We start from the raw sequence: 20,367 nt of genomic DNA, 5'->3' as shown, positions 1-20,367 counted from the left end.
CGCTTTTTTGACGGAGTCATTTCTTTTTAGATGGTTTTTCGCTAAAATGAAAGCGTAGTCAACTATAGAGGGGGAATTATACATGGATTATCGGATCGAACGGGACACAATGGGGGAAATTAAAGTTCCAGCTACGGCGAAATGGGGAGCACAAACGCAACGTAGTCTTGAAAACTTTAAAATTGGTGCGGAGAAGATGCCGCTTGAAATCGTATACGCATTTGCCATTTTGAAAAAAGGTGCAGCTTTAGCAAACGCTGAACTCGGTGTACTCGAGGAAGAGAAAGCAACGATCATCGCAGAGGTGGCAGATGAGATTTTAGCAGGGCAGCATGACGCGGAATTCCCGCTTGTCGTCTGGCAGACAGGATCGGGCACGCAGTCAAACATGAACGTCAACGAGGTCATTGCGCATCTTGCGAACGAAAAGTTACAGGCTCGTGGAGCATCTATCACGATTCATCCGAATGATGATGTCAACAAATCGCAAAGCTCGAATGATACGTATCCGACCGCGATGCACATCGCCGCCATCCTTTCCGTACAAGATGATGTCCTTCCAGCAATCGACTCGCTTTATCAAACCCTTTCACAAAAAGCGGAGGCGTTTAAGGATATCGTCAAAATTGGTCGGACGCACCTTCAAGACGCGACGCCGGTCACACTCGGTCAAGAAATCAGTGGGTGGGTCCGGATGCTTGAATTGTCAAAACAGATGATCGAGCGCACGATTGAACCACTTACGGAGCTTGCACTTGGAGGAACGGCTGTCGGAACAGGGATCAACGCACACCCTGAGTTCGGTGAAGTTGTAGCGAAGAAAATCTCAGATGAGACGGGCAAACCGTTTGTAACAGCCGTCAACAAGTTCCACGCCCTTACAAGTCACGATCAACTCGTCTTCACGCATGGTGCATTAAAAGCCTTAGCGATGGACGCGATGAAGATTGCGAACGATGTGCGATGGTTGGCTTCTGGACCACGTGCAGGAATCGGAGAAATCACCATTCCGGAGAACGAACCAGGAAGTTCAATCATGCCGGGGAAAGTTAACCCGACTCAAAGTGAGGCGCTCACAATGGTTGCCGCACAAGTACTCGGAAATGATGCGACAATCGGTTTCGGGGCGAGTCAAGGGAACTTTGAATTGAACGTCTTCAAACCAGTCATCATGTATAATTTCCTACAGACTTGTCGTCTATTGACGGACAGCTTACATTCGTTCAATGATCATTGCGCTGTCGGAATCGAACCAAATCATGAAGTGATCTCACGTAATGTGGAACAGTCACTCATGCTCGTTACAGCACTTAACCCGCATATTGGCTACGAAAATGCGGCAAAAATTGCGAAATTGGCACATAAAAACGGTACTTCTTTGAAAGAAGCAGCCTTAGAAACTGGTTTATTAACGGAAGAGCAATTTGATCAATGGATTCGTCCGGAGGAAATGACGTCACCAAACTTAAAAGTGAAAAAATAACACAAAGCGGTCGCAAGACCGCTTTTAGTATGTCTTTTTTAGGGCGTAGGTCCTAGTTATATGTAAAACAACAGAAAATAAATAAGGAAATAGTTGTATTTTATCCTGAGAAGTCGCATAATCGAAACATAAGAGAATTCGGGGAGTACGAACATAGGGGGGACGGGAATGGAGCAAGGTCAACTCACTGAGCGTATACATATGATTTTGAAAAAGATATCGGAGTCGAGACAAATTCCAAAAAGCGATATCGAGTTTCTACTCGATTGGATGAAGAAGGAAGTTCGGCAACGACGGTTGATGCATTTGTTAGAAATCTTTAGTCGTGTCGAGTCTGACGCGAAGGAGTTGCCAAGCGTCCTTACACAAGCGGAAGCTTTGACCTTGATCTCTCCTGTGAAACGTTATATCCATACCGTCTTGGGGATTGAACAAGAGGACGAAGATCTCGTCCTTATCTTATCCGCAAGCTTTTCCACATTTAGCCGTTACAAGTCGCGCGTTGAAAAGCTCGGGGCACGTCCGGTATTTTTGCAGACCCTTGAAGAAGCCGTGGAATACGATTATGAGGATGTGCCAAAAGCCATCATTATGGACGTTGAATTATGGCCACAATTTAAAGAGCGAGATATCCAATCGTTCGTTAGCAAAATGAGAAAACTCTACGTTCCCCTCATTGTCATCGGAACGAATGAACACTATCGTCTTGCTGCCTATTCATATGGATTCGACGATTATTGGGAATCGTGGGTGCCGATGGAGGAACGATTGGTGCGTCTCGGGCTACATATTGAAAAATCCCGTCTCGTATCAAAAGCGTTACTCGTGGATGAATTAACGGGTGCTTTCAACCGTAAGTATTTAAAGGCGACCTTTTCTCGGTTCATCTCGAGATTGGAGCGGTCTGGTGAGAGTTTTGCTGTCGCACTTCTCGATATCGATCACTTCAAACAATTGAATGATACGTTCGGTCACTCGTATGGGGATGATGTGCTTCATCGTGTTTCTGAAGAAATCCGTCATGCCATTCGATCTAGTGATGAGCTCATCCGATACGGAGGCGAAGAATTTTTGATCCTCTTGAACGTTTCAGACCGTGCGATCGTCGAATCGGTACTTGAGCGAGTCAGAACTCGCATCGAAGAGATGGAGTTTCCATACGATCATCAGGTGACGGTGTCGATTGGATACACCCGAGTCTGCCAGACTGGCTATACACTTGGAGAGTGGTGTGCCTACGCAGATGAGGCGCTGTATAAGGCGAAACGAGATGGTCGAAATCGTGTCGTCCGATACACTTCTGCTGTTCGTGAGGAGAAGCGAATCGCCTATGTGACGATGTCTGCCAATACCTATACATCGCTTGCTGATCGACTCCCGAAAGAGCATCGCCGATATGAAGTCGTATACCGTCCTTACGAGGCGTATTCTTGTAATGACAATATCGAGATGTTCGTCTTGGATGATGCGCGTGCGCAAGAAGCGAAAGGGACGTTGTCTGCTGTGAAAGAGCAACGAGGCAAATATAGTCACATTCTTGCTGTATCGAAACGAACGGCGTCTGAACTCGGAGCGATCTATGACGATTATGCGGATGGAGAACAAGACGAGGTCATCACGAGAAAAATTGAACAGTGGCTGGAAAAATTGCCAGACTAAAAAACAGACATCATGATGCGATGTCTGTTTTGTCGTATTGTTTGAATGAAAAGGCATATGCATGTGTTTCGTCTTGCGGGTGGTCGATTGTACTCGTAATTGACCATTCCCCAATCCGTTCGGGATAATACGTATCGGCCTCGAACGATGCAGCGACCTCCGTTGCATAGATCCGGCTCGTCATCGGCATCGTCTGTTCATATAACGTGGCCCCACCGATGACAAACCATTCCTCCTGTTGACTCATTTCGACGAGACGTTCTAAATCATGCCACACTTCGACTTGATCGGCTGAAAAGGAAACATCAGATGTGACGACGATGTTGCGTCGGTTCGGCAACGCTTTACCGATGGACTCAAACGTCTTTCTTCCCATGACGACCGTGCCACCAGACGTGATAGATTTAAAGTGTTTCAAGTCATCTGGCAATCGCCATAATAAATCATTGTCTTTCCCGATTTCACGACCTAATCCATATGCGACGACGTGTGAAATCATACGCTCACTTCTCCTTTGATATGTGGATGTGGATCATATCCTAGAATTTCGAAGTCTTCAAAACGGAATGATTCGATTGAAGGGACGTCTCGGACAATGTTGAGTTTTGGTAGCGGACGTGGGTCACGCGACAACTGAAGTTCCACTTGTTCGAGATGGTTGTGGTAGATGTGTGCATCACCAAGGGTATGGACAAAGTCGCCGACTTCGAGTCCGGTCACGTGTGCGACCATGTGCGTCAAAAGTGCATACGATGCGATGTTGAATGGAACACCTAAAAAGGTGTCGGCGCTTCGTTGATATAACTGGCACGAGAGCTTCCCGTCAGCGACATAGAATTGGAACAATAGATGACATGGCGGGAGGGCCATCTCGTCAAGCTGTCCTGGGTTCCATGCCGACACGATCAACCGTCTCGAATCTGGATTCGTTTTGATTTGTTCAATCACTTGAGCCAGTTGATCGACGGACGAGCCGTCCGGGCGTGGGAATGAACGCCACTGTGAACCGTACACCGGACCCAGATTACCTTCCTCGTCTGCCCATTCATTCCAAATACGGACCCCGTTTTCTTGAAGGTATCGGACGTTTGTCTCTCCTGAGATGAACCATAATAGTTCGTGAATGATGGAACGAATATGTAATTTTTTCGTCGTAATCAGGGGGAACCCTTCTTGCAGATTGAAACGCATTTGGTAACCAAATACACTCGTTGTCCCGGTCCCGGTCCGGTCTTCCTTTACGACACCTTGGTCGAGGATGTGTCGACATAAGTCATGATATTGCTTCATAGGTGATGTGCCTCCTTCTCATTCTTCTACCACTAAAGGTATCAATTGTAGGGAGGAAACACAAGATATAGTGGTAAGAATCATCCACAATCAATATCCTGGAAAAACAATCATGATTCTTCGTTTTCGTGACTGTCGCTTTCGGGTATAATGGGGAATGAATAAAAGGAGGGGTTTGATGAAACTACAAGGGAAGAAAGTCCTTCAACTTGTCAGTAATGACTTCGAGGATTTAGAGCTTTGGTACCCGGTGCATCGCCTTCGTGAAGAGGGAGCGCACGTGATCCTCGCTGGGGAGAAGGCCGATCACGCATATATCGGTAAATACGGTGTGCCAGCAAAATCTGACGTGGCGTTTGATGATGTGGACATTACATCGTTCGATGCGATCCTCGTGCCAGGCGGATGGTCTCCTGACTTATTGCGCCGTTTCGATTCGGTGAAAGGATTCGTCCGTTATATGGATGAACAAAAACGACCAATCGGTCAAATCTGTCACGCCGGTTGGGTGTTGATTTCTGCGAACATTCTAGACGGGGTGAACGTGACGAGCACGCCTGGAATCAAAGATGACATGGAAAATGCGGGAGCGATTTGGCATGATGAGCCGGTCGTCGTCGACGGACATATCGTCTCAAGTCGTCGTCCGCCAGACTTACCAGATTATATGCGCGCGTTCATCGACGTGTTCGCAAAACAGTAACTGAACCATAAAGGAGCTATTCAACGTTGAACTTAAAATCGAATCCATTACTTCGTAAATCAATGCAGTCCTCAGCTTACAGTGCCGAACCGATGACGAAAGCGGGAACATGGTCTAAAGTGTTCACCTTGCTTTTACTCGTGACAGCGGCAGCCGGTACGACATGGCTTGTCGTTCCGACAATCGGAGAAGGGCTCTTGTTCCCGCTCATGATCGGGTCACTCATCCTCGGCTTTATCTTTGCTTTGCTCATCACGTTTAAACCAAATACGGCTCCGATCGTCGCACCCCTATACGGGATGATCGAAGGTGTCTTCGTCGGATCGATTTCGTATTTCTTTGAAGCGATGGTCCCTGGTATTGTGGGACGTGCCGTATTAACGACGTTTGTCGTCGCCTTTGCGATGTGGTTTGTCTATACGACAGGGCTTGTCAAAGTGACACAGAAGTTTAAAGCCGGTGTCATGGCAGCCATGTTCACAGTCATGTTGTTATATCTTGTGCAACTCGTTATGAGTTTGTTCGGTTCAGGCTTGGCATTCATGACCGGTTCAAGCCCACTTGCGATCGGTGTTCAATTCGTGATTGTCATCGTCGCTTCACTCGCTCTCGTCTTAGATTTCGACTTCATCGCAAGTCAAGTCGAAGCTCGGGCTCCGAAACAGTTGGAATGGGTCGCGGCATTCGGATTAATCGTCACGCTCGTGTGGCTCTACATCGAGTTGTTAGATTTACTTTATCGTCTAGCGATGAGAGAATAAGAATCAATCATCGATCCGTTGGGTCGATGATTTTTTTACGAAAGGATGTGTCCATCTGTCTGAGCAAGACAGATTTATGATGAAGAAAATAGTGATTATCGGGTCAGGGATCGTCGGTGTTTCGGCTGCCTATCATTTAGCTGGTAAAGCGGATGTAACGGTCATTGACCGGAAAGAAGAAGGAAGAGCAACGGATGCCGCGGCTGGAATCGTATGTCCGTGGATTGCGCAGCGACGCAACAAAGCTTGGTATGCACTGGCGAAAGGCGGAGCAAGCTATTATCCTAAGGTCGTCAAAGAGCTGGAGGCTGAAGGGGAGACGGACACCGGATACAAACGTGTCGGGACGCTTGCGCTCCATGAAGAAACAAAGCTCGACCAGATGATGGAGCGAACTTTGCTTCGTCGAGAAGAAGCGCCAGAAATCGGTGAACTCGAACGATTGACTGCAGCAGAGGCACAACATCGTTTCCCACCGTTATCCGATGAATACGATGCACTCTTCGTGACAGGAGGGGCTAGAGTCGACGGCGGTCGCTTTCGCGCTGCACTTGAGAGAGTCGCTATCAAGCGTGGCGTCACATTTGTCAACGGTTCAGCACGGTTGACGAGCGGAGATGAGATTGGTGTGGAGTGTGACGGAGTGAGATATGAAGCGGATGAAATCATCCTTGCGACGGGTGCTTGGTTACCGGAGCTGTTACAGCCTCTTGGATATACGGTACGAGTCGAAGGGGAAAAGGCCCAGCTCGTCCACGTCCAGTTGAAGGATACAGATGCATCTGACTGGCCGGTCGTCATGCCGCCACGACGCCGCTATTTACTCGGATTTGACGACGGGAAAGTGGTCATCGGTTCGACACATGAGAAAGGAAAAGCGTTCGACGTTCGTCCGACTGCAATCGGTGTACACGAAGTACTGACGAAAGGTTTGGAGTCGGCACCTGGACTTGCTGAGGCAGAACTCGTTGAGACGAAAGTCGGCTTCCGTCCGGTTACACCGAATTCAATTCCCGTACTCGGAAGGGTGCCTGGGGCAGAAAAACTGTTGGTCGCGAACGGTCTGGGATCATCCGGTTTGACGGTCGGCCCGTTCATCGGAAAAGTGTTGAGTGACCTCGTTCTGACAGGAGACGCGGGAGTGGATCTATCGCTCTATCCAATTGAAGACTTTATCTATCACACATAAAAAAGGTGACTGTCTGCTTGCTTGAGACAGTCACCTTTTACCGTTTCATGACCCCATTCAAAAAGAAATGAAAGTAGACGTCCATCGTTTCCTTCATATTCTCGATTGAAAACTGAGGATCGGACAGGATAGCCTGTTGCATGAATTGTACATAGCGTAAATAAGAAGAAGTGGATAACGTCGAATCGATTGACCCTTGGGCCTTCCCGTATTCAATCAACCGGGCGAAAGCAGTATATCCTCGAGTCGCAAGCTGTTCCCAGTTCGGGTCTTGTTGAATCATTGCTGTGATGGTCTCGTCAAAGAGAACCGCCGTCTGGATTTTTCGTTTTAGGATCTCGACGAGTAACGCATCGAAGGGAGCGTTCGACTCAATCGCCTGTTCAATCCAACTCATCTGCTCTTCTGTCATTTGCTTTAAGATTTCCACGATGACCTGGTCTTTTGAACCGAAGTAATTATAGATGGATACAGGGGATACATGCGCTCGTTTCGCTAGTTCACTGATTTTAAATCGGGATTGCTTCTCTGTCATCAAGTCATAAGCGGCACGTAAGATCGCTTGTTGTTTTTCTTCGGTGCGTTTCGCAAATCCATCCATTGATCGAAGCGCTCCTTTCTCTAGTTTTGTAATCAATATACCATTTCCATTTCAAAAAAGAACGTGATATACTAGTTTTGTAATCATATTGTTAAGATATTACAAAAAAGGAGGGGTCGAGATGATTCGGATTCAGCGATTGACGAAACGATTTGATGATACACATGGCATTTTTGATGTATCCCTTCATGTGACACCAGGAACAATCTTCGGATTCATCGGACCGAACGGCGCTGGGAAATCCACAACGATTCGACATTTGATGGGTCTGTTGAAGCCGAGTGAAGGCAAGGCGACTATCAACGGATTCGATTGTTGGCAGGAGACGGAGCAAGTGAAGCAGAGCGTCGGCTATTTGCCGGGAGAAATTAATTATCCCCAAAACATGACAGGGGAAGAAATCATTCGATTGACGCGCCATCTGCACAAAACGAATCCGGATCGTGAACGGCAATTACGTGAACGGTTTTCATTCGATGAGGCGACGAAAGTACGGAAGATGTCAAAAGGGATGAAGCAAAAGCTTGCTATCATCACCTGCTTCATGAAAGATGTGCCCGTCTATATTTTGGATGAACCGACGAGCGGATTAGACCCGCTCATGCAAGAGCGTCTAGTCGATTGGTTAATTGAAGAAAAGCAATTAGGGAAAGCGATTCTCATGAGTTCTCATCATTTCCCTGAGATGGAGCGGACGTGCGACCGTGCCGCGTTGATTAAAGATGGACGCATCATCATCGAAGAGGATATGGAACAATTACGACAACATAGCGTGAAACGGTATCGAATCGAATTTTCAACGGAAGCGGAAGCCGTTCGATTCGCGGCCGATTCTGGTGAACGGGACGGCATGCATGTCGAGGTCACCATCTCCACACCATCAGAGTTGAACCATCTCATTCGAACGTTGGCGGATTTCCAGATTCAATCATTGTCAAGCGGTACAGACGAGCTCGAACATTTGTTCATGCAGTATTACGGGGAGGCGACATGACATGTTAATTCGCTCCATGTTGAAACAGAATCGCAGTTGGATTCTTGGATATTCAATCGGGACCAGCGTATATCTCTTTTTCTTAGCCGCCATCTTCCCATCTATTCAAGAAACAGGCTTAATTGAGGCGAAATTAGAATCGTTGCCACCTGAGCTTCTCGACGTCTTCCAAATCAACGCGTCGATGGCGATGGACAACGTTCTCAATCTATTGTCGAGCAACTATTATGGGTTGATTTTCTACGTGCTCGCGGTTTTATTCGCATTGACTTTCGCCTCGAAACTCTTGGCCAAACCGGTCGATTCTGGAGAAATCATGTTGTATATGGCAGCACCGATTTCTCGGGTCACGTATGTGATGTCAAGCTTCGTTGTGTTGATTGTGGCAGTCGGGCTATTTGTCGGTCTGAATGGATTGAGTTTAATGGTAGCGGACCTTCTGTTCGATTTACAAATCGATTATGCGGTTCTGTGGATGCTTCAATTGAATGGGGCGCTCATGTTGCTCGTCCTAGGCGTGGCCGCTTATGTGATTGCGAGTCTATTCGATGATAGTAGTAAATCCTATATGGTGACGGGCGGGATATTCACGTTCTTTCTCGTGATGAATATCATCCAAGGAGTGAGCGATCAATTCGATTGGATGTCAAACCTCTCATTCTTCTCTCTCTTTGACGCAGGTGCCATCATGCGTGAGGAGTATTGGGGCATCCATTTCATCTGGTTACTCGGTCTCTTGACTATCTTTTCAGCACTCTCGTTCTTCCGATTCACCCGAAAAGATTTGACGATTTAGTTTTCCGAAATAAATTGTCGGGTATGATACAATCATCTCGTTAGAATGAAAAGGGGATGAATGAGATGCTTTACGCTACATTACGAAATAAGGTCGAAATTCCGATGATCGGCTTTGGGGTCTGGAAGGTCGATAATGAAACCGAGGCGCCAGCTGCTGTCGTTGAAGCGATCAAAACAGGCTATCGTCACATCGATACGGCTGCAATCTATAAAAATGAAGAGGGCGTTGCGAAGGGAATTCATCTCTCAGGTGTAGACCGCTCTGAATTGTTCATCACGTCGAAGATTTGGAATGATGACATTCGTGAAGGCAAAACGAAAGAGGCATTCGAAGACTCGTTAAAACGACTCCAGACAGATTATTTGGACCTTTGTCTGTTGCATTGGCCGGTTGATGGGTTCGTCGATGCGTGGAAAGATCTCATCGATTTATATGAAGCCGGAAAAATCAAAGCAATCGGTGTATCCAACTTTAAAGAACACCATTTAGAAACATTGAAAGAAGCCGGTCTGATGGCGCCACTCATCAATCAGGTTGAACTTCATCCACAACTCCCGCAACCTGATTTGTTGGATTACTGCCAAGATGAAGGGATTCAGATCGAGGCGTGGAGTCCACTCATGCAAGGTAAGTTTTTAGACATCCCTGCTTTTTCTGAAATTGCAGAAAAACATGGGAAGACACCGGCTCAGATTGTGCTCCGTTGGCACCTTGAATCCGGTCATGTCGCGCTACCGAAATCGGTGACACCACATCGAATCCGTGAGAACTTTGATGTTTTCGACTTCTCACTCGATGCGGACGATTTGGCGAAGATCGATCAAGTGGCGACAGGAGAACGTCTCGGACCAGATCCAGACGAAATCGACTTTTAATGGAGAAGGGGTTCGCATATGCGAGCCCCTTTGTACGTGTAGAGTCACATGGATGCGGGTATTTAATATTATGTTACAAAAGGAGGTGTTTGATCTTCATTTAGAAGATCGTGCTTATGGACTTATCAAAATGGCCGATTGTAAACTGGGTTGCTTTTTTAGCGACCGTCGTCATCAACTATTTCGCGAGCGGCGACAACGCGGCGGTTTCGGACCGCATCGATATCTACTTTAAGCCGGCAGGGTACGCCTTCTCGATTTGGGGTGTCATCTATGTCGCGTTACTTGTCTGGCTGGTGCTCCAGTTGAAGAAAGGGACGACGGCGAATCGTCAAGCCGAGCGGATGAAAGCCGGATTTTTAGTCTCTTGCGTGCTGAATGGTTTATGGCTATTGGCATTCACGAACGAATGGTTCGTCGTCTCACTTGTCATCATGGTGTTGTTCCTGGCTACGCTGTGCTGGTTGTATTATATCGCTTTTCGGACGTCTACGAGCTGGCTCGATCGGTTCCCGTTCTCCATCTACATCGGCTGGGTATCAGTCGCGACCATCGTCAACACGTTCGTTGTGATGAAGACGGAACAGATCACGTCGCTGTTAGGTCTTGATGAACTCGCCTGGACCTCTCTTATGCTGATGGTCGGTGTGATTCTTGCCCTTCTCTTTATGTGGTGGCATCATGATTTCATCTATCCACTCGTATTCGTCTGGGCATATATCGGAATATTTGCGAGAATCGAAGAAGGCACACTCTATGTTGTGATTGTCAGCGCCCTCGCATTGCTTGCGATTGGGTATATCGGATTGATTTTGTGGAAACGTCCGAAATCGTTTTTACATCATCCGCGTAAAACAGTAGAACAATAATCAAGAAAAGGGTATCTTCAGGATATCCTTTTTTTATGTTCTGAAGAACCTATAAATAAATAATATTTATGGATATTTATTCTTTATTGAACATAACTAAAAACGATAAATCCATTGATAACAGTCATGTATACGCTTTCAATATGACTAAATGAGATTTCTATTATGCAAAAATGCATGCAACTCACTTGATTTTTCAGAATATTTAGAACAAAATGTTAATTACGAAACTGTGAGTGAAAGGGGTCGATGATATGAGTCGAGTTGGTTTGTATGACTCAAAATTTGAGAAAGATGCGTGTGGGATTGGACTTTACGTCAATCTACATGGGCTAAAGAAACATGAAATCGTTCAAAAATCGCTCTCCATGTTATGTAATTTAGAGCACCGAGGAGGAGAAGGTGTCATCGATGCTGGTGATGGGGCGGGTATCATGACTGAGATTCCACACGAATTGTTTACGCAAACCATGAACCTTCCGTCACTCGGTCGTTACGCTGTCGGAATGGTTTTTTTTCAGCCGTCTGAGAATCAGCTTCACGAAAAGATCACGTTGATGGAACGGATGGCGGATGAACTGGATTGTTCGACGATCGAATGGCGCGAAGTACCTGTCGACCCGATGCAAATCGGGGAACATGCGCGGGTCACACAACCGGTCATCTATCAATGGTTTATCTCATGTCCATTCCTAGACGAGGATGCGAATGAACGCGTCTTCTATGAACTTCGTCGAAAAATCGAAAAAGTCGAATCATTACGCCTATATATCGCAAGCCTGTCAACGAGAACGGTCGTATATAAAGGGATGTTGACGCCAAATCAAATCGCCGCATTTTATTTGGACTTGCAATCTCCTCACTATAAAAGCACGTTCGGCATCGTCCATTCTCGTTTCTCGACGAATACGTTCCCTTCTTGGGAACGAGCACATCCGAACCGCATGATAGTCCATAACGGGGAAATCAATACGCTTCGTGGAAATATCGATGCGATGCGAGCACGGGAAGGGGTCACGTCAACAGACTTATTCGAAGACGTTCAACACTTGTTCCCTGTGCTTCAAGAGGATGGGAGCGACTCGTCCATGCTCGATAACGCTTTTGAATTCTTCACACGAACAGGTCGTTCGATCGCCCACACGGCGATGATGTTGATTCCTGAACCATTTGTCGAAGGAAAGATGGAACCGTTCAAGCGCGACTTCTATCAGTATCATTCATCCATCATGGAGCCGTGGGATGGACCGACTGGAGTCGTCTTCACAGATGGAAGGCAAATCGGAGCTATTTTAGATCGTAACGGCTTGCGTCCGATGCGTTATGTCGAAACATTGGACGGGGAATTGATTCTCTCCTCTGAAACAGGAGTCATTCCGGTTGACGCAGAGAACGTCAAATCCAAACAACGTCTAAGACCAGGACAGTTGTTGTTGATTGACTTGATTGAAAAGCGATTGATTCCTGATCATGAGATCAAAGAGACGATTGCGAAGTCAGAGCCTTATCACAAATGGCTTAAGCAGATGATGACCATTGAGGATCGAGAGGTCGTTGAAGAAGAACTACTTGAACTCGGACGTGTGCAACGTGCGTTTGGATATACGAAAGAAGACATTGAACAGTATATGGTTCCGTTAATCAAAGACGAAAAAGATCCAATCGGCTCGATGGGGCATGACCAACCAATTGCGGTGCTCTCGACGCGGCCCCGTTCCTTGTTCCATTATTTCAAACAACACTTCGCGCAAGTGACCAACCCGCCAATCGACGCGTTACGGGAGAAAATTGTCACGGCTACGTTTACTTGGATTGGTCCGCAAGGAAATCCGGTCCATACTGGACGAGGTCACGCGAAACGTGTGTGGTTGAATCATCCGATGATTGATGGGGCAACCCTCAAGCAACTTGCCGAGAAGCTCAAGCTCGAACGAGTCGATACGACGTTTACAAATGATTTAGAGGCGTCGCTTGAAGCCCTTTTGCAACAGGTCAGCCAGATTGTACGAAATGGTGCGAACGTGATCGTCCTATCTGACCGTCTCGTCAGTAATAAACGGATTGCGATGCCGTCTCTTCTCGTACTGAGTGCGATTCATCAACACTTGATTCGAGAGAACTTGCGCTCGAACTGTAGTCTCATTTGTGAGAGTGGTGAAGTTCGAGAAGTGCATCAGGCAGCGACCTTGATTGGGTATGGGGCAGATGCGGTATATCCTTACGTAGCCTATGCGACGATAAGAGATTTAGTCGAACGTAAACAAATTGCGCATTCATTTGAAGAGGCCATTCGCTCGTATCAAAAAGCAGTTGTCGAAGGCATCGTCAAAATCATGTCGAAAATGGGTATCTCGACCATTCAAAGCTACCGTGGGGCCCAAATTTTCGAAGCCGTCGGATTAGATTGCAATTTGATTGAGACGCATTTCAGGGGAACGACGTCCCAACTGTCTGGAATAGGATTTGAAGAACTTGAAAACGAAGCGAGAACACTCCATACGTCCGCCTATGCGACGAATCGTCCGCTCGAGGCGGGAAGTGATTTCCAATGGCGTGCAGACGGAGAAGAACATGCATTCAATCCGAAGACGATTCATTTGTTGCAACGTGCCTGTCGTGAGAATGAACGTAAATATTATGATGCTTATGTGAAGCTGCATGAATCATCAGGACAGTTCATTCGACAGTTGTTTGCATTTAAAACACAACGTCCTGTCCCGCTCGAAGAAGTAGAGCCAGTCACGTCGATCGTTCGCCGTTTTAAGACAGGCGCGATGTCATTTGGGTCCTTGTCGAAAGAGGCGCATGAAACGCTCGCTATCGCCATGAATCAGATCGGTGCGAAAAGTAACTCTGGAGAAGGCGGGGAAGACCGGGCCCGCTTCGTCCCGGATGAGTTTGGAAACGAACGCATCAGCCGCATCAAGCAAGTCGCGAGCGGACGATTCGGGGTGACGGCAGAATATCTTTACCATGCCGATGAAATTCAAATCAAGATGGCGCAAGGGGCAAAACCGGGTGAGGGTGGCCAACTTCCTGGAAATAAGGTGTACCCATGGGTCGCCGAAGTGCGTGGATCCGTTCCGGGGGTTGGACTCATCTCACCGCCTCCACATCACGATATATATTCGATTGAGGACTTGGCCCAACTCATCTTTGACTTAAAGCATGTGAATCCTAAGGCGAAAATCAGTGTGAAACTTGTCTCGAAGTCAGGCGTCGGGACGATTGCAGCCGGTGTCGCGAAAGCGAATGCCGATACGATTGTCATCAGTGGATATGATGGTGGAACCGGTGCTTCTCCAAAGACATCAATCAAGCACACAGGTCTTCCTTGGGAACTTGGACTCTTAGAGACGCATCAAACGCTCGCGTTGAACGGGTTACGGGGGAGAGTCACACTTGAGACGGATGGAAAGCTCATGACGGGGCGAGACATCGTCCTAGCTGCCATCTTCGGGGCGGAAGAGTTTGCGTTTGCGACAGCGCCACTCGTCGTCCTTGGATGTATTATGATGCGTGCATGCCATTTAGATACGTGTCCGGTCGGTGTGGCGACACAGGACCCTGTGCTTCGTCAGAAATTTATGGGGAAACCAGAACACGTCGTCAACCTGATGACGTTCTTGGCAGAAGAAGTACGAGAAATTTTAGCATCACTCGGTGTGACATCATTAGACGACGTGATTGGTCGAACGGATCTTCTCGAAGAAAGTGAATGGAAGACGAAACATCCGAAAGCAAAACGGTTAGATTTAGCACCGATGCTCTCGATGCCGACACCACTTCCTGAGCGTGAAGAAGTCGCTCACCCGGCATACCGTTCCTATGATCACCGAAAATTGATTCCGGCAGTCTCACGGTCAATCAACTCGTTGCAACCGACCTTCTTCGTTGGTCGCATCCGAAACACCGATCGCGCCGTCGGGACGCAGTTGGGGTTTGAAGTGACGAAAGTTCACGGTCAGGTCGGTTTAGCGGATGATACCATTTCGCTTCGCCTCAGTGGATCAGCCGGACAAAGCCTAGGAGCATTTTTACCACGAGGGATCACCATTTCCGTCATCGGGGATGCCAACGATTATATCGGGAAAGGCTTGAGCGGTGGGAAATTAGCATTGATCGCTGAAAAACATGCACCGTTTGATGAAAGTAAACAAATGATTGCCGGAAACGTCTGCTTGTACGGAGCGACGAGCGGACAAGCTTTCTTTAACGGTCACGTCGGCGAGCGTTTTGCCGTTCGAAATTCCGGGGCGACGGCAGTCGTCGAAGGAGTCGGCGATCATGGATGTGAGTATATGACCGGGGGAACGGTTCTCGTCCTCGGTGATGTCGGACGGAACTTTGCAGCCGGCATGTCAGGTGGCGTCGCATATCTTTATGGGGATCAAGCGTACGATCGACTCGTCAACGAGGAGCTCGTCTCCGTCGTAAAAGAATTGAACGATGAAGATATGGAACAAATTTATGCACTTCTCGAAGCGCATCAGTTTCATACAGACAGTGTTAAAGCACGGACTATTTTAGAGTCGTTCGAACAAGCTCGCTCTCACTTTGTAAAGGTCGTTCCTCGAGATTATGCGAATGTATTGGACGTTATGCGTCAAATCGAGGCGAATCGACCGGAATTGAGCGAAGCGGACCGAGCACTTGAATTGTTCCGGGTTGTGACTGAGGGGGGTAACGCATGAAACATAACTTTTTAAACATCGCACGGTCCACATTACCTGAGCGTCTTGTGGATGAGCGAGTGAAGGATTATGAAGAATATGCGACACGAATGGATGACGAATCGGTCAAACAGCAGGCTGCACGTTGTATGGACTGTGGCACTCCATTCTGTCATGTCGGGGATATGATTGGACAAGAGACGATTGGGTGCCCGATTCACAACTATATCCCGGAGTGGAACAAGCTTGTGACCAAATCGGACTGGATGGGAGCGTATCACCGATTGATGGAGACAAATAACTTCCCGGAGTTTACGGGTCGAGTTTGTCCCGCACCGTGTGAGGGGTCTTGTACACTCGGAATCAGTGAAGATCCGGTTGCGATCAAATCGATTGAACGAACCATCATCGATCGAGCGTTTGAAGAAGGTTGGGTGAAACCAAGGCCGGTTCATCGAAGAAGTGGGATGACAGTCGCCATCATTGGAAGTGGGCCGGCTGGATTGGCGGCTGCCGACCAACTGAACCAGCTCGGACATTCGGTCACCATCATCGAGAAGGCTGATGAACCGGGAGGGCTACTCATGTACGGAATCCCGAACATGAAACTGGATAAGGATGTCGTGAGACGTCGCATTCGGTTGCTCGAACAAGAGGGAATTGTCATCCAGACGAACATTGAGGTCGGTACGGATGTGACAGTGGAGGCGCTTCGGAACCAATACGATGCGGTGATTTTCGCGACAGGCGCTCAGAAACAGCGCACGCTCGGGATTGACGGGGATGATGCACGTGGTGTTGAAATGGCGATGGATTATTTGACGGCATCGATGTACGAGCGAAAAGGAACGACCCGATCACCAGAACATGACGCCAAAGACAAAAATGTCATCGTCATCGGGGGTGGAGATACAGGAGCCGACTGTGTGGCGACAGCAATCCGTCAAGGTGCAAAATCAGTCGTTCAGTTTGGGAAGCACCCGTCAAAAGGGTTGCTTCGTGCACCAGAGAAACCTTGGCCACTTCAACCGGACACGCTTACGACGGATTATGCGTATGCGGAATCACTCGCGATCTATGAGAAAGACCCGAGAACGTATTTGATTCGCTCCAACCAAATCGTCACGAAAGAAGGACGTGTCACAGGGATTGAAACGGAACGGATGACGAAAGTCGTCAACCCGGATGGTCAGGCAACCTTCTTCGTAGAGGAAGATTCAATAGAGACGTATCCGGCGGACCTCGTCCTCGTCGCCATTGGATTTGAACGACCAGAGCACGAGTTGCGGAAAATCGGTGTCGAGAAGACGATAGACTTCCAGACGGCAACGGAAAACATCTTTGTCGCGGGGGATGCCAAGCGAGGCCAAAGCCTGATTGTATGGGCGATTCGGGAAGGACGAGAAGTAGCAGAGGTCGTCGATGCGTATCTCGATACTTGCAAGACCGAATTAAAAACCTCATCATAAAAAGGAGCGACAGCCGTCGCTCCTTATCTTTTGTTTAGGAGGAGTTTTATGTTCACGGAAATCCTCATGTATACGGGAATCTGGTTTATTCTCATCCTCATTTTATTAGGAACCATTTATTCACGACGGAAAAAATGATCAAAGCACCATCGCGGCAATCACACCAAAGATGATGAGTGGAATATTGTAGTGTAAGAACGTTGGCCAAACCGTTTCACGTAGGTGATCGTGTTGACCGTCAGCGTTCAATCCACTCGTAGGTCCGAGTGTCGAGTCACTCGCTGGGCTACCTGCGTCCCCAAGCGCTCCTGCAGTCCCGATGATGGCGATGGTCGCCTCGACTGAGAACCCGTATTGTACACAGAGCGGGACGAAAATCGCAGCAATGATTGGAACGGTCGAGAAACTTGAACCGATTCCGAGCGTGATGACAAGGCCGACGAGCAACATGAGGAGAGCGGCAATGAGTTTAGAGTCACCCATCAAATCGCTCGCTCCGTTGACGAGCGGTTCGATCGCACCTGTCTCGCGGATGACGGCAGCGAATCCACTTGCGGCGATCATGACAAACCCGATGAATGCCATCATGCGCATGCCGCTTGTGAAGATATCATCTGCCTCAGACCATGGAATCAGGCGGAAGATTGAAAGCAAGATCAAACCAGTCACCGCAGAGGCGATCATCGACTCGGTCTGCAATTGAACGATGAGGACGATGAGAACGACAGCGAGTGTCATGATCATCTTCAAACCACTCATTTGACGTACTTCATAATCAGTTGGTCCGAGTGCAATCGTGTCATACGTTCTCGGTTTCCGGTAGTGAATGAACGCCGCTATCAATCCGACGACCATCCCTAATGCCGGGATACCCATGATCGAGATGATGTTGACGTCTCCGACAGTCAAGCCGTTTGCTTCAACGTTTGCGATGAGAATCTCATTCAAGTAAATCCCACCAAACCCGACAGGTAACAACATATATGGTGTCACAAGACCGAACGTCAAAATGATCGCTACGAGACGACGGTCTACATTCAACTCATTGAACAGTACGAGTAACGGCGGAATCACAATCGGGATAAAGGCGATGTGTATCGGAAGCACGTTTTGAGAGCTGATGGATAACAATAAGATGAGTGACAACAGGAATGCTTTGACGTACATCACACGCTTGCCTGACACGTCACGACCTGACATCGCAATCAATTTTTCAGCTAAGACATCCGGAAGCCCCGTCTTCGATAACCCGACAGCGAATGCGCCGAGGAGCGCGTAGCTGAGTGCGATGCTCGCTCCACCACCAAGACCGTCACTGAAGGCGGTCAACGTATCGTTGAACCCAAGTCCTCCAACAATCCCTCCGACAAGCGCCGCTAAGATTAATGATAATACAATGTGCACTCGGCTGATGGCGAGCGCAAATAAGACGATGACTGCAAGTAATACTGCGTTCATATCGATCCAACACCTTTCGCGTTTTCTTTCTCTTGGTATCACTTTAATATGATAAAGACTTTTTGAAATTTAACATATGATGTGACCCTTGTCAAATCGAATATGAAAAAAAGCGATAACTCGTGAAAGTTATCGCTTACGTGTTACATTTCGACGTTATGATACACTTGGCGCACATCTTCCAAGTCTTCGAGCACATCGATTAGTTTTTCAAACTGTTCTTGCGAAGCGTCATCGAGTGACACTTCGTTCTGCGGGAGCATCGTCAATTCCGCAACGGCAAACTCTTCTACACCGGCAGCCTTGAATGCAGTTTGAACGGCGTGGAACGCTTCTGGCTCTGCATAGACGATGACCGTCTCGTCTTCCTCGATAACATCACGCACATCAAGGTCATGTTCCATCATGAGTTCGAGGACGTCATCTGCCGACATTTCATTGACACCGATGACGGCAGTTGCATCGAACATATATGCGACCGAGCCACTGACTCCCATGTTGCCTCCGTTTTTACCGAAAGCGGCACGAACTTCTGAAGCCGTACGGTTGACGTTATTCGTCAATGTATCGACGATGACCATCGAACCATTCGGACCAAACCCTTCATATCGAAGTTCATCGAAATTTTCCTCATCGCCACCTTTGGCTTTGTCGATGGCACGATCGATGATCGCCCGGGGCACGTTATACGTCTTCGCACGTTCCACAACGAATTTTAATGACTGGTTCAACTCAGGATCAGGTTCCCCTTGACGAGCGGCCACATAAATCTCGCGACCGAACTTCGCATAGACGCGACTCGTGTTCGCATCTTTTGACGCCTTCTTCTCTTTAATGTTGTTCCATTTACGACCCATTACATGTCATCTCTCTTTCCATTTGTACGTAGATTCATTACAGATTATATAAGAAGTTGTGGGAATTGACGAGAAAAGTTTTACTTGTCACCTTTGTCCATCTTCTCGACAATCTCTGTAAGTGTCTTCAAACTCTCAATGAGTCGATCAGTTTCGTCCTCATTCAAAAAGGCGAGACGTTCCTCGAATAGTCTACGGAATGAGTCTCTGCGCTCAAGTAAGATTCGTTCACCTTCCTCGGTCAGTTGATTCCAAATCACGCGGCGATCCCGCTCGTCTGGCACCCGCGTGATATACCCCTCGTTCAATAATTTCGTGATGAGCGGGGTAACGTTCGGTGGCGCGATGGAGAGTGTCTCGCTGATTCGTCCATTCGTGACAGCCCCCTCGTCCTCAATCAACATCAATAGATGGAAATGAGAGAAGTTCAGGTTTAGAATTTGAGGAAAATCAGATCGACGTAACAATTTACGACGAATTAAAGGAATCAGTTTGACAAACTGGTCCGCTGCATCTTGTTTCGGCATAATAGATTCACTTCCTAGTTAGGTTCTATTTTCATTATACACGAGTTAGGTGCAGTTGAACCTAAAAACGGGTTGATGTGATGATTGATACATCATAGTAGAGATTGAATCGACACAAAATATGTAAGCGTTTACATTGAAGGTTTGATATATTTTCATG

General features: G+C 47.6%; 17 protein-coding genes. 11 read left to right on the top strand and 6 right to left on the bottom strand.

Annotated features, from left to right (window positions below; translation table 11 throughout):
* The first annotated feature begins 82 nt into the window (after window positions 1-82).
* Both fumC and KNO71_RS11905 read left to right on the top strand, forming a co-directional pair.
* On the top strand, window positions 83-1,483 hold the full coding sequence (gene fumC, locus KNO71_RS11910; protein ID WP_214688802.1) for a class II fumarate hydratase: 1,401 nt from the start codon (window positions 83-85) through the stop codon (window positions 1,481-1,483).
* 168 nt (window positions 1,484-1,651) lie between these two features.
* The gene (locus KNO71_RS11905) at window positions 1,652-3,142 is read left to right on the top strand and encodes a GGDEF domain-containing protein (protein ID WP_078146823.1); all 1,491 of its coding nucleotides are present in this window, start codon (window positions 1,652-1,654) and stop codon (window positions 3,140-3,142) included.
* 10 nt (window positions 3,143-3,152) lie between these two features.
* Here KNO71_RS11905 and KNO71_RS11900 read toward each other — a convergent pair whose 3' ends face one another.
* Both KNO71_RS11900 and KNO71_RS11895 read right to left on the bottom strand, forming a co-directional pair.
* Window positions 3,153-3,641: a dihydrofolate reductase gene (locus KNO71_RS11900; protein WP_214688801.1), complete on the bottom strand. Its 489-nt coding sequence runs from the start codon at window positions 3,639-3,641 to the stop codon at window positions 3,153-3,155.
* A complete protein-coding gene (locus tag KNO71_RS11895) occupies window positions 3,638-4,432 on the bottom strand; it encodes a thymidylate synthase (RefSeq protein ID WP_214684381.1) in 795 nt (264 codons plus the stop codon). The genes KNO71_RS11900 and KNO71_RS11895 overlap by 4 nt, the downstream gene beginning before the upstream one ends.
* 178 nt (window positions 4,433-4,610) lie before the next feature.
* Between KNO71_RS11895 and KNO71_RS11890 the strand changes: the two genes are divergently transcribed.
* From KNO71_RS11890 to KNO71_RS11880, 3 genes are all read left to right on the top strand, one after another.
* Entirely contained in the window at window positions 4,611-5,135 is a 525-nt protein-coding gene (locus KNO71_RS11890) for a type 1 glutamine amidotransferase domain-containing protein (RefSeq protein ID WP_074037100.1), read from the top strand.
* A 26-nt stretch (window positions 5,136-5,161) separates the two neighbouring features.
* Window positions 5,162-5,896 (top strand): Bax inhibitor-1/YccA family protein, encoded by a 735-nt coding sequence (locus KNO71_RS11885; protein ID WP_078146826.1) that lies wholly within the window; start codon window positions 5,162-5,164, stop codon window positions 5,894-5,896.
* Between the two features lie 79 nt (window positions 5,897-5,975).
* The gene (locus tag KNO71_RS11880; protein WP_214688858.1) at window positions 5,976-7,085 is read left to right on the top strand and encodes an NAD(P)/FAD-dependent oxidoreductase; all 1,110 of its coding nucleotides are present in this window, start codon (window positions 5,976-5,978) and stop codon (window positions 7,083-7,085) included.
* A gap of 37 nt (window positions 7,086-7,122) precedes the next feature.
* On the opposite strand, the gene KNO71_RS11875 is transcribed toward KNO71_RS11880, so the two are convergent.
* Window positions 7,123-7,686: a TetR/AcrR family transcriptional regulator gene (locus KNO71_RS11875; RefSeq protein ID WP_214684379.1), complete on the bottom strand. Its 564-nt coding sequence runs from the start codon at window positions 7,684-7,686 to the stop codon at window positions 7,123-7,125.
* 121 nt (window positions 7,687-7,807) lie between these two features.
* On the opposite strand from KNO71_RS11875, the gene KNO71_RS11870 reads away from it, so the two are divergent.
* From KNO71_RS11870 to KNO71_RS11845, 6 genes are all read left to right on the top strand, one after another.
* On the top strand, window positions 7,808-8,680 hold the full coding sequence (locus tag KNO71_RS11870; protein WP_214684377.1) for an ABC transporter ATP-binding protein: 873 nt from the start codon (window positions 7,808-7,810) through the stop codon (window positions 8,678-8,680).
* 1 nt (window position 8,681) lies between these two features.
* Window positions 8,682-9,476: an ABC transporter permease subunit gene (locus tag KNO71_RS11865; protein WP_078146829.1), complete on the top strand. Its 795-nt coding sequence runs from the start codon at window positions 8,682-8,684 to the stop codon at window positions 9,474-9,476.
* Between the two features lie 65 nt (window positions 9,477-9,541).
* Window positions 9,542-10,354 (top strand): aldo/keto reductase, encoded by an 813-nt coding sequence (locus KNO71_RS11860; RefSeq protein ID WP_078146830.1) that lies wholly within the window; start codon window positions 9,542-9,544, stop codon window positions 10,352-10,354.
* Window positions 10,355-10,470: 116 nt separating this feature from the next.
* Window positions 10,471-11,223 (top strand): tryptophan-rich sensory protein, encoded by a 753-nt coding sequence (locus tag KNO71_RS11855; RefSeq protein WP_078146831.1) that lies wholly within the window; start codon window positions 10,471-10,473, stop codon window positions 11,221-11,223.
* Window positions 11,224-11,477: 254 nt separating this feature from the next.
* A complete protein-coding gene (gene gltB / locus KNO71_RS11850) occupies window positions 11,478-15,917 on the top strand; it encodes a glutamate synthase large subunit (RefSeq protein ID WP_214688800.1) in 4,440 nt (1,479 codons plus the stop codon).
* The gene (locus tag KNO71_RS11845) at window positions 15,914-17,365 is read left to right on the top strand and encodes a glutamate synthase subunit beta (RefSeq protein ID WP_214688798.1); all 1,452 of its coding nucleotides are present in this window, start codon (window positions 15,914-15,916) and stop codon (window positions 17,363-17,365) included. The genes gltB and KNO71_RS11845 overlap by 4 nt, the downstream gene beginning before the upstream one ends.
* A 138-nt stretch (window positions 17,366-17,503) precedes the next feature.
* On the opposite strand, the gene KNO71_RS11840 is transcribed toward KNO71_RS11845, so the two are convergent.
* The 3 genes from KNO71_RS11840 to KNO71_RS11830 form a co-directional block, all read right to left on the bottom strand.
* Window positions 17,504-18,823 carry a Na+/H+ antiporter family protein gene (locus tag KNO71_RS11840; RefSeq protein ID WP_214688796.1) on the bottom strand — a complete coding sequence of 440 codons (1,320 nt, stop codon included), beginning with the start codon at window positions 18,821-18,823 and terminating at the stop codon, window positions 17,504-17,506.
* Window positions 18,824-18,966: 143 nt separating this feature from the next.
* Window positions 18,967-19,680 carry a YebC/PmpR family DNA-binding transcriptional regulator gene (locus KNO71_RS11835; RefSeq protein ID WP_012726206.1) on the bottom strand — a complete coding sequence of 238 codons (714 nt, stop codon included), beginning with the start codon at window positions 19,678-19,680 and terminating at the stop codon, window positions 18,967-18,969.
* 80 nt (window positions 19,681-19,760) lie between these two features.
* A complete protein-coding gene (locus KNO71_RS11830) occupies window positions 19,761-20,207 on the bottom strand; it encodes a MarR family winged helix-turn-helix transcriptional regulator (RefSeq protein ID WP_078146836.1) in 447 nt (148 codons plus the stop codon).
* Between the last annotated feature and the right edge of the window lie 160 nt (window positions 20,208-20,367).

Origin of the sequence: Exiguobacterium sp. s163, assembly GCF_018617135.1 — a bacterium.
Classification (GTDB): Bacteria; Bacillota; Bacilli; order Exiguobacteriales; family Exiguobacteriaceae; genus Exiguobacterium; species Exiguobacterium profundum.
The sequence above is the reverse complement of the archived record's forward strand: the minus strand, read 5'-3'. Positions and strand labels throughout refer to the sequence as shown.

Bases quoted from the DNA above. Each gene is read 5' to 3' on its own strand.
- KNO71_RS11830 (WP_078146836.1), bottom strand. From the start codon at position 20,207: ATGCCGAAACAAGATGCAGCGGACCAGTTTGTCAAACTGATTCCTTTA.
- KNO71_RS11835 (WP_012726206.1), bottom strand. From the start codon at position 19,680: ATGGGTCGTAAATGGAACAACATTAAAGAGAAGAAGGCGTCAAAAGAT.
- fumC (WP_214688802.1), top strand. From the start codon at position 83: ATGGATTATCGGATCGAACGGGACACAATGGGGGAAATTAAAGTTCCA.
- KNO71_RS11870 (WP_214684377.1), top strand. From the start codon at position 7,808: ATGATTCGGATTCAGCGATTGACGAAACGATTTGATGATACACATGGC.
- gltB (WP_214688800.1), top strand. From the start codon at position 11,478: ATGAGTCGAGTTGGTTTGTATGACTCAAAATTTGAGAAAGATGCGTGT.
- KNO71_RS11855 (WP_078146831.1), top strand. From the start codon at position 10,471: ATGGACTTATCAAAATGGCCGATTGTAAACTGGGTTGCTTTTTTAGCG.
- KNO71_RS11895 (WP_214684381.1), bottom strand. From the start codon at position 4,432: ATGAAGCAATATCATGACTTATGTCGACACATCCTCGACCAAGGTGTC.
- KNO71_RS11900 (WP_214688801.1), bottom strand. From the start codon at position 3,641: ATGATTTCACACGTCGTCGCATATGGATTAGGTCGTGAAATCGGGAAA.
- KNO71_RS11845 (WP_214688798.1), top strand. From the start codon at position 15,914: ATGAAACATAACTTTTTAAACATCGCACGGTCCACATTACCTGAGCGT.
- KNO71_RS11875 (WP_214684379.1), bottom strand. From the start codon at position 7,686: ATGGATGGATTTGCGAAACGCACCGAAGAAAAACAACAAGCGATCTTA.
- KNO71_RS11880 (WP_214688858.1), top strand. From the start codon at position 5,976: ATGAAGAAAATAGTGATTATCGGGTCAGGGATCGTCGGTGTTTCGGCT.
- KNO71_RS11905 (WP_078146823.1), top strand. From the start codon at position 1,652: ATGGAGCAAGGTCAACTCACTGAGCGTATACATATGATTTTGAAAAAG.
- KNO71_RS11860 (WP_078146830.1), top strand. From the start codon at position 9,542: ATGCTTTACGCTACATTACGAAATAAGGTCGAAATTCCGATGATCGGC.
- KNO71_RS11865 (WP_078146829.1), top strand. From the start codon at position 8,682: ATGTTAATTCGCTCCATGTTGAAACAGAATCGCAGTTGGATTCTTGGA.
- KNO71_RS11840 (WP_214688796.1), bottom strand. From the start codon at position 18,823: ATGAACGCAGTATTACTTGCAGTCATCGTCTTATTTGCGCTCGCCATC.
- KNO71_RS11890 (WP_074037100.1), top strand. From the start codon at position 4,611: ATGAAACTACAAGGGAAGAAAGTCCTTCAACTTGTCAGTAATGACTTC.